The 8,936-nt window shown below is 69.9% G+C and carries 4 protein-coding genes; 1 reads left to right on the top strand and 3 read right to left on the bottom strand.

What is annotated here, in order from left to right; translation table 11 throughout:
• Window positions 1-83: 83 nt before the first annotated feature.
• From GWK18_RS09320 to GWK18_RS09310, 3 genes are read right to left on the bottom strand one after another with little or no spacing between them, the layout of a single operon-like run.
• On the bottom strand, window positions 84-1,232 hold the full coding sequence (locus GWK18_RS09320; RefSeq protein WP_166834802.1) for an NAD-dependent epimerase/dehydratase family protein: 1,149 nt from the start codon (window positions 1,230-1,232) through the stop codon (window positions 84-86).
• On the bottom strand, window positions 1,229-4,000 hold the full coding sequence (locus GWK18_RS09315; protein WP_166834800.1) for an alpha/beta fold hydrolase: 2,772 nt from the start codon (window positions 3,998-4,000) through the stop codon (window positions 1,229-1,231). The genes GWK18_RS09320 and GWK18_RS09315 overlap by 4 nt, the downstream gene beginning before the upstream one ends.
• On the bottom strand, window positions 3,997-5,025 hold the full coding sequence (locus GWK18_RS09310) for a 3-oxoacyl-ACP synthase III (RefSeq protein ID WP_123825178.1): 1,029 nt from the start codon (window positions 5,023-5,025) through the stop codon (window positions 3,997-3,999). The genes GWK18_RS09315 and GWK18_RS09310 overlap by 4 nt, the downstream gene beginning before the upstream one ends.
• A 130-nt stretch (window positions 5,026-5,155) precedes the next feature.
• Between GWK18_RS09310 and smc the strand changes: the two genes are divergently transcribed.
• A complete protein-coding gene (gene smc / locus GWK18_RS09305; protein WP_166834798.1) occupies window positions 5,156-8,914 on the top strand; it encodes a chromosome segregation protein SMC in 3,759 nt (1,252 codons plus the stop codon).
• The last annotated feature ends 22 nt before the right edge of the window (window positions 8,915-8,936 follow it).

Raw genomic sequence — 8,936 nt, 5'->3', positions numbered from 1 at the left:
TCATGCCGAGGACCGGCTGGCCGGCACCTGCTCATCCTGGACGATCCAGGCGCCGCGGAAAAGGTAACGGGGGGAGGAAGCGGTCAGCTCACGGAGCGGCGGGCCTTCTCCATCCGCTTTTCACGGACCTCCGCGACCACGGGCAGCGGGTTCTGCGTGTAGTGGGCCTTGAGGTTCTCCATGCCCTGTTCGACGGTCACGGACGGCTCCCAGCCCAGCACCTGACGCGTGCGCTTCTGGTCGAACCAGTGGGCGGTGGACAGCTGCTCGGCCAAGAACTCGGTCATGGGCGGTTCGTCCTGACCGGGCTTGATCGCCCAGATCTTCTCGATGACCTTGCCCGCAACCTTCACCACACCGGACGGAACCTTGCGGGTCGGGGGAGCCACGTTACAGGCCTGGCACATCATCGCGATGAATTCGCCCACGGGCCGCGGTTGCCCGTTGGTCACCACGAACGCCTCACCGTGGCTGACCTCGATCCGCTCGAGGGCGCGAACGATCGCCTCCGCGGCATTGTCGATGTACGTGGTGTCGATCAGCGCGGCGCCGTCGTCCAGGACCGGCATGCGTCCGCGTGCCGCCCGGTCCACGATCCGTTCCACCAACTGGGTGTCGCCGGGACCCCAAACGATGTGCGGGCGAACTGCGGTGACCTTGAACTTGGGGGAGTCGGCTTCCAGGGCGAGCAGTTCGGCGGCCGCCTTGGAACGGGCGTAGTTGCCGCGGGCCGCGTGCGGGTCCGCGGGTTCGGCGCCGTCGCCCTGGATCGAGGATCCCGAGTGCGCCACCGACGGGGAGGACACGAACACCACGTTCTCCACACCCGCCAGACGTGCGGACTCCAGCAGAACCCGCGTGCCCGTCACGTTGGTGCGCAGGAACTGGTCCCAGTCACCCGCGAATGACACCTTGGCGGCCAGGTGGACGACATCGTCGACGCGCTCCAGGGCACGCTCCACGTCCTCCGGGCGATCGACGGAGCCCAGGAACTGCTCGTAACCCTGCTCCTCGGCCAGGGCGGCGGGACTGCGCTGCATGAGCCGCACGGTCCATCCGCGGTCACGGAGCAACCGTGCCACGGCCTCGCCGAGCATCCCGGAGGCACCGGTCACGAGCACCCGCCGGCCGTCACCCTTGAGCTCGGTGACGTCCCGGAGTTCGGCGTCCGTGGCGCGGTGCGACCTGCGCGGGCCGTGGACCTTGGGAGTGTTCTGGGGAGTGGGGCTCATGGGTTCTTGATCTTTCCCCCGCCCAGGGCGTTCTGCGCCCATTCGGCGAGCAGAGTGCGGTCGATCTTCGAGTTGTGCCGGACGTCCGTGGGGTGGGCCTTGACCACCAGAACGGCGGCCACGTCCAGGCCCGTGGCTGCGGCGACGGCGTCGCGCACCCTGGCTGCCAGCGCCGGGCGGGCGGGTCCTACGGTCTTGGACGCGGGTTCCGTCTCGCACACGGCCACCGGCACCTGGGCGCCCTTGCGGCCCACGCCGACGATCGCCGTGCGCCCCACGCCCGGGACGTTCGCAGCGGCGTGCTCGGCCGCCACGGGTGCGACGACGCCGTTGGCGGTGTGCAGCACGTGGGACAGACGGCCCTCCACCCACAGGCGTCCCTTGGCGTCGAAGTGCCCGACGTCGCTGGTCGAGTGCCAACCGGGGATCCGGGTCGACTCGTTCTCGGTCACCCAGAGCCGGTCGTAGCGGTCCTTCATGTGCGGTGCCTGGGCCACGATCTCACCCAGAACCCCCGGGGTGTCCACCAGGTCACCCGTGGGCTCACCGTCCTTGTCCAGGACACGGATCTTGATGGTTGCACCGGGCACCGGGGTGCCCACGCATACACCGCCACCGGCACCCTCGACACGTGCGGAGCCGTCGTCGGCACCCCTACGTGCCGAACCGCCCGCAGGCTGGGCGTCCACGGCGGCTTCCCGGATGGTCGGGAGGTCGACGTCGGTCAGCGGCAGGCACTCGGTCATTCCGTACGGCGTGTGCAGCGAGGCGTTGGGCAGGAGTTCCTGAAGGTCCTCGAGCAGCGGGGGAGGCAACGGCGCCCCGGCGGACAGCATGAGCCGCACCTTGGACAACGCCTCCCGCTGGTGCTCGGAGAGTTCGTCCTGCGTGGCCAGGACGTTCACGATCGCGGCGGGGGAGGCGAACACGGAGGTCGCCTCGATCGCCCCGGCGGCATCCGCCAACGCGCGGGCGGTCAACGTCCGGGGCTTGGTCACGTCCATGTCGGGGGTCACCGACGACGCACCCATCGCCGGAGCCAGGAGCGCGAACGGGGCGAAGGCCGCCACGAGCCCCGTGCCCGGGCGCAGGTCGCACACGGCGGCCACGGCGTCGCGCATCGCGGCCATCTGACGCTGCGTGTAGACCACGCCCTTGGCGGGTCCGGTGGAACCGGAGGTGAACAGCACCGCGGCGTCCGCGTCCGGATCCAACTCCGGGAACGGAATGGGACCGGACTTCTCCAACTGCGGCACCGTGTGGGCCACACCCAGAGCCTTGGCCCGGAGGGGATCCATCGCCGTCGCACTGATGCGAGTACCCGGCCAGCCCAGTGACTTGGCGGCCACCAACGCTTGCGGAACGCCGATCAGCCACTTGGGGGCGGCCCCCTTGAGGGCACGGGACAGACCCTTCGCGCCCAAGCCGGTGTCGGCGACGACGATGACCGCCCCGATCCGGAAGCACGCGTAGATCAGGGTGGTCAGATCGGTTCCCGGGGGAACCATGAGGTTGATGCGGTCGCCCGGCCGCACGCCGATCCCCAGCAGACCGGAGGCCACGGCGTTCACGCGGTTCTCCAGCTCGGTCCAGGCCAGGCGCTTCTTGACGGCGGGTTCGCGGTCGTTGGTCGCGGGGCCCATGTCCGCCGTCGCCACTTCCCAGGCGTGTGCCTGCTGCGCGGCGCGCTCGGTCAGACCGGAGTGGAACGGAACGAACGCGGCGTGCGAACCGGAGGTGGGCCGGGCGGCCTGGTGGTCCTGGCGGTGCGTGCTGCCCTGCGCAAAGGTCTCCGTGAGCCAGCGCATGATCGGTTCCTCGATCGCGCGGTCCTGCGGGAGCAGGTGCTTGGCACCTTCGTACCGGTGGACGGTGGCCTGCGGCATGCGCCGGATCAGGTCCAGCAGGTACTGCTCCTTGAACACCGGGTCCTTGGTGCCCCACAGGAACAGGGCCGGGACGGAGGACGTGGCCACCCAGGCCGCTGTCCGTTCGTACCGGGGATTGGACGGGTGGCCTTCGAACGCGGGGATGTCCGCCACGAAGTTCTCGATCGCCTGGCGGCGTTCCGCGGTCTCGTAAGGGGCCTTGAACGCGACCTTGACCGCCGGGTCCAGGCCCGACTCCACCAGCCCGATCGACACGTCCAGGAACGCGTTGGTCCGGGAGGTCAGGATTCCGTGGACAGCGGGTGCCAGCGCGAGGCGTAGCGGAGCCGGGATGGGGCCGCTGGCGGGATCGTGGTGGATCGCCGTGTTGGTCATGATCGTGCCGACGTGTGCCCCGGGATGCAGCTCGGCCCACCCCATGGAGATCAGCCCGCCCCAGTCGTGCGCCAGGGTGACCACGTGTTCGTCGTCGAGCCCCATGGCCGCGGTGAGGTCGGAGAGGTCCTGGATCCGGTCGTCGTAACCCCGGTTGAGCCCGGTGCGTTCCGAGAAACCCATGTCCAGCTGGTCGACGGCGACCACGCGCCACGGCTGCTCGGCCTCCGTGGCCGCCGCGATGACGTTGCGCCACAGGTAGGACCAGGTCGGGTTGCCGTGGACGGCCAGGACGGTGCCGACCGGCTGCTTGCCCTCGGCCTCAAGGACCTCCCAGTTGTCCAGGACGTGCCACGTGCGGATCTGACCGCGAACGGGCTCGCAAGCCGCATTCGAGGCCACCTCCACGGTCGTGGACCACCGCGGGTCCAGTCCGGGCAACGGCGTCTCCGTGTAGGGGAGCCGGGGGGTCTTGTGCGTGCGTGTCGTGCCCGTGTGAGTCACCAGTCGATCTCCATGAAGGTCGCGTTGAGGCCGGATCCCACGCCCATGGCCAGCACACGGTGGCCGCGCTGGAAGGCGCCGTCGGCCTGCTGGGCCAGCGTCATGGGAAGTGCCGCGGCTGCCACGTTGCCCCAGAACGGGAAGGTCCGCGGCAGCTTGTGCGACGGAATGCCGATGTCGTTCTCGGTCTTGTCCGTGTGAGAGGTCGAGACCTGGTGTGCGATCACCCAGTCGAAGTCGTCCCACTCGAAGCCCTGGGTCCGGGCTTCCTCCCAGGTCTCCGTCAGCAGGCCCACACCGTGCTTGAGCAGGCCGGAGGCGTCCGTGAACATGCCGTCGAAGCCACCGATGCACAGTTCGTGGTGCTGGGTGGCGGAGCGGGTCACGGAGGTGCGGATGCGGTGGCCCTCCGGGTGGGTGTCCGCCTTGCCGACGACGGCCGCGGCAGCACCGCAGCCCAGGGTCAGGGTGGCGAATTCCCGGATGACGTCCGCGCGGGTCACGTGCGGCTGCTTGAGGCGCTCGAAGGCTTCACGGTGCCACCGGGTGGGGTCCTCGGCGGCCAGGACGACGGCGTAGTCCACCGCGCCCGAATCCACCATGGTGGAGGCCACCGTCAGCCCATTCACGAAGCCCAGGCAGGCGTTCGTGATGTCGAAGTTCAGGGTCGAGGACGGCATGCCCAGACGTGCGTGTTCGGAGACCGACACCGCGGGCTCGTAACCGTCACGGGTCACCGAACAGTTGATGAGCAGACCCACCTGGTCCGGGGTGATCCCGGCTTCGTCCATGGCTGCCTGCGCGGCCTCCACAGCGCCGTCGGTGTAGTGCCGACCCTCCGACCACTCCCGGTGTTCTTTGACTCCCGCCAACCGTTCGAGCAGCCCGGTGGGCAACTTGAGCCGTTCGAAAGTCTCCGCGAGCTTCTGGTCGGCGGTCTCCGACTTGACGACCACGTCGGCCTCGACCTTCTTGATCGACAAGAGGGAGGCGTTCTGGTGCTTGATGATGGAGTTTCCTGGCAACGCACGAGCTTTCGTCGAGGGGATGAGAACGGCTCCGGTCAGTCTAGCCACCGGTGGGAAGGCACCTGTTCAACGGGCAGGGTGTTCTCCCCTGGCGGACCCGTGACAAGGCGCACGCTAGGATCGACGGGTGCATCTGAAGACCTTGACCGTGCGTGGCTTCAAGTCTTTCGCCTCCGCCACCACGTTCGAGTTCGAGCCGGGAGTCACCTGCGTGGTGGGCCCCAACGGGTCCGGGAAGTCCAACGTGGTGGACGCCCTCACCTGGGTCATGGGGGAGCAGGGCGCCAAGACATTGCGCGGCGGCAAGATGGAGGACGTCATCTTCGCCGGGACCTCCGGCCGTCAGGCACTGGGTCGCGCGCACGTCTCCCTGACCATCGACAACACCGACGGCGCCCTGCCGATCGAGTTCACCGAAGTCACCATCGCCCGCACGCTGTTCCGCACGGGCGGATCCGAATACGCAATCAACGGCCAGTCCTGCCGACTGCTGGACATCCAGGAACTGCTCTCCGACTCCGGGCTGGGCCGGGAGATGCACGTGGTCGTGGGACAGGGACAACTGGACCGCATCCTGCACGCCACTCCGGAGGAACGTCGCGGTTTTGTGGAGGAGGCCGCGGGCATCCTCAAGCACCGGCGCCGCAGGGAGCGCACGGTACGCAAACTCGAGGGAATGCAGGTCAACCTCGACCGGCTCGAGGACCTGCTCTCGGAGATCCGCCGTCAACTCACGCCCCTGGGCCGTCAGGCGCGGGTGGCACGCCGAGCGCAACGCATTCAGTACGACGTGCGGGACGCCCGCGCCAGGTTGCTGGCCGACGACCTGGTCCAGGCCCAGTCCGCGTTGGCGGTCGACGTCGAGACCGAGCGTCGCCTCCGGGAGGAGAAGGAGACCGCCGAACGGGAACTCGCGGCGACACGCGCCCGCCAAGACGGTCTGGAGGCCCGTGCCGCCGAAGCCACCCCCGCCGTGACCGCGGCCCGCGAGACCTGGTACGAACTCACCGCGGTCCGGGAACGCCACCGGTCCCTGCACCAGGTGGCCTCCGAACGCCGTCGTCTGTTGGGCACCACCGAGGAGACCCCGCACTCGGACCGCGACCCCGACCGATTGGCCGAGCAGGCTCAGCGCACCCGGGACGAGGAGAAGGCCGTGCTCGCCCGGGTCGAAGAGGCCGTGGACGCCCTGGCCGAGGCCATCCAGGACCGTGAGGACACCGAGTCGCAGGCGCGGGCCGCCGAAGCGGAGGTCACCGCGATCCTGCGTTCCGCAGCCGACCGCCGCGAGGGGATGGCCAAGCTCTCCGGGGGAGTCGGCACCGCGCGTTCACGGGTGGAAGCCGCGGAGAACGAACTCGAACGCCTGCGCGAGACCGTTGGGCAGGCCGCTGCACGACGACAGAGCGCCGCGGGTGAGGTGGAAAAGCTCCGGCTCGAAGCAGACGACGCGCGGGCCGCCGTCGAACGTGCCCGGGCCGAGCGGGACGACGCCGTCGAAGCCTTCGAATCCGCGCGGGAACTGGCCCGGGAAACGGCCACCGCGCGCACGGAGGCGTTACGCGCCCACGACGCCCAGGCGGCGCGTGCCGAGACCTTGCGTGCCTCCGTGCGGCAACCCGACGGCTCCGAGGCGGTTCGTGAACGGGCACGGGACGCGGTGGTCGGTGCCGTCGCATCCATGGTGAGCGTGGAACCCGGGTGGGAGCGTGCGGTCACCGCGGCACTGGGTCCGCTGGCGGAGGCGCTCGCGGTGCGGAGCCACACCGCCGCCGCCCGAGCCTTTGACGCCCTGCGGGAGTCCGGGGCCGGACGCGTGCACGTCCTGGTCACGGACGGAACTGACGGTGCTCCCACGCACCCGGGCCTCCCGGAGGAGGTCCGCCGACTCGCCGGCGTGCGACCGGCCGCGGAAGCCGTGACCGGCGACGCCGGGGAGGTGCTCGATCACGTGCGGTCGGTGCTGGCCGACACTGTCCTGGTGCAGGACGCGGCCACGGCCGTCCGCCTGGTCGCCGAACACCCCAGTGTGCGCGCGGTGACCCGGCACGGGGACGTCTTCGCCCCCCACACCGCGTGGGGCGGTGCAGAGGAGGCCGCGGGGTCGATGGAAACCCTGGCCCGCGCCGACGAGGCCGAGGCGAAGCTGGACGAGTACGCCCGGACTCTGCGTGAGGCCACCGTCGCAGCGGAAGCCGCAGCGGCGGAGCGGGATCGGTTGCGTCCTGCGGCGGATGCGGCGCGCGGGGGCCTGCAGACCGCCGAGAAGGCCGCGCAACAAGCACAGTCGGCGCTGTCCCGGACGGAGGCGGTGCTCGACTCCGCGCAGGCCGAGTCCGAGCGTTTCGACCGGCAGGTCGGACAGGCGCAGGACCAGGTGGCCGCACAACAGCGAGCCCTGACCGAGGCACTCGGGCGTCTTGAGGCCGCGCAGGAGACCACCGACGACGACGCCGACGAACAGCGACACATGGACGCCGTGGCCCGCCGCGACGCCGCCCAGGACGCCGCGGTCCGGGCTCGTGGAGCCGAGACCGAAGCCCGCCTCTCCCTGCGGTCTCTCGAAGAACAGGCCCGGTCCCTGGGGAACCGGGCACATTCCCAGGAGCGTGCCGCTGCCAGTGAACGGCGGGCCCGGGAGGAGGCCGAACGGCGCGCACAACGACGTCGCCTGCAGGCGCGTAACGCCCAGGCCGTGGTGGACGCGGTGGCGCAGATCCTCACCCGGATCGACGCCTCGGTCGAGGCCGCGGAGGCCGAGCGTGCCCGCGCGGAGGAGGTCCGCGCCCAGATCGAAGCGGAGCTCCAAGAGGTGCGGGGGCGCACCGATGCCCTCGGTAAGACCGTCCACGATCTCACGGACAGCGTCCACCGCGACGAACTCGCCAGGGCCCAGCAGCGGGCACGGATCGAGGCCCTGGAGGCCAAGTCACTCGAAGACCTGGGCCTGACCCCGGACGCCCTGGTGGACAACTACGGACCCCACTTGTTGGTCCCCGATGCGGACGCCGTCCTGGAGGCCGCCCAGCTGCGCGACGAGAGGGCGGCCGCGCTCGCGGCGCGACGGGAACTCGAGGCCGAACGCGACGGCACCCAGCAAGGGCCGGACGACGACGTCGACTCAGGCTCAGACTCCGGCAGCGATTCCGGTGTGGAACCCGGGACTGACGAACCCGAGCAGGACACGGACCTCGACGTCGATACCGACGCCGAGCCTCTGGGCAAGCCCTACGTGCGGTCCGAACAGGAGAAGCGCCTGGCCGCCGCCGAGAAGGACCTGAGCAAACTCGGGCGGGTCAACCCTCTGGCGCTCGAGGAGTTCGCCGCGCTCGAGGAACGCCACTCGTTCCTCTCCGAACAACTCGAGGACCTCAAGAAGACCCGGGCGGATCTCCGCCAGATCATCCGCGACGTGGACGAGCACGTGGAGAAGGTCTTCGCGGAGGCCTGGCACGACGTCGAACGCGAATTCACCGGTGTGTTCTCGACCTTGTTCCCCGGAGGGGAGGGGCGGCTGCGCCTGACCGATCCGAGTGACTACCTCGCCACGGGGATCGAGGTCGAGGCGCGCCCCGCGGGGAAGAAGATCAAGCGACTCTCACTGCTGTCCGGTGGCGAGCGGTCCCTGACCGCCATCGCCATGCTGGTGGCCATCTTCAAGGCTCGGCCGTCTCCGTTCTACGTGCTGGACGAGGTCGAAGCCGCGTTGGACGACCGCAACCTGGGGCGCCTGCTGACCATCCTGCGGGAGTTGCAGGAGACCTCTCAGCTCATCGTCATCACCCACCAGAAGCGGACCATGGAGATCGCCGATGCCGTGTACGGCGTGACCATGCGCGACGGCGTCACCACGGTCCTGGGGCAGCGGCTCAAGGAACTCCGCTGAGGGCGCAGGGTGTGTCAGACGG

This window comes from Kocuria sp. JC486 (assembly GCF_011602805.1).
Lineage (GTDB): Bacteria > Actinomycetota > Actinomycetes > Actinomycetales > Micrococcaceae > Kocuria > Kocuria soli.
The sequence above is the reverse complement of the archived record's forward strand: the minus strand, read 5'-3'. Positions and strand labels throughout refer to the sequence as shown.

What these genes read in the sequence shown, in the direction of transcription:
- GWK18_RS09320 (WP_166834802.1), bottom strand. Translation starts at nt 1,232, where the DNA reads ATGAGCCCCACTCCCCAGAACACTCCCAAGGTCCACGGCCCGCGCAGG.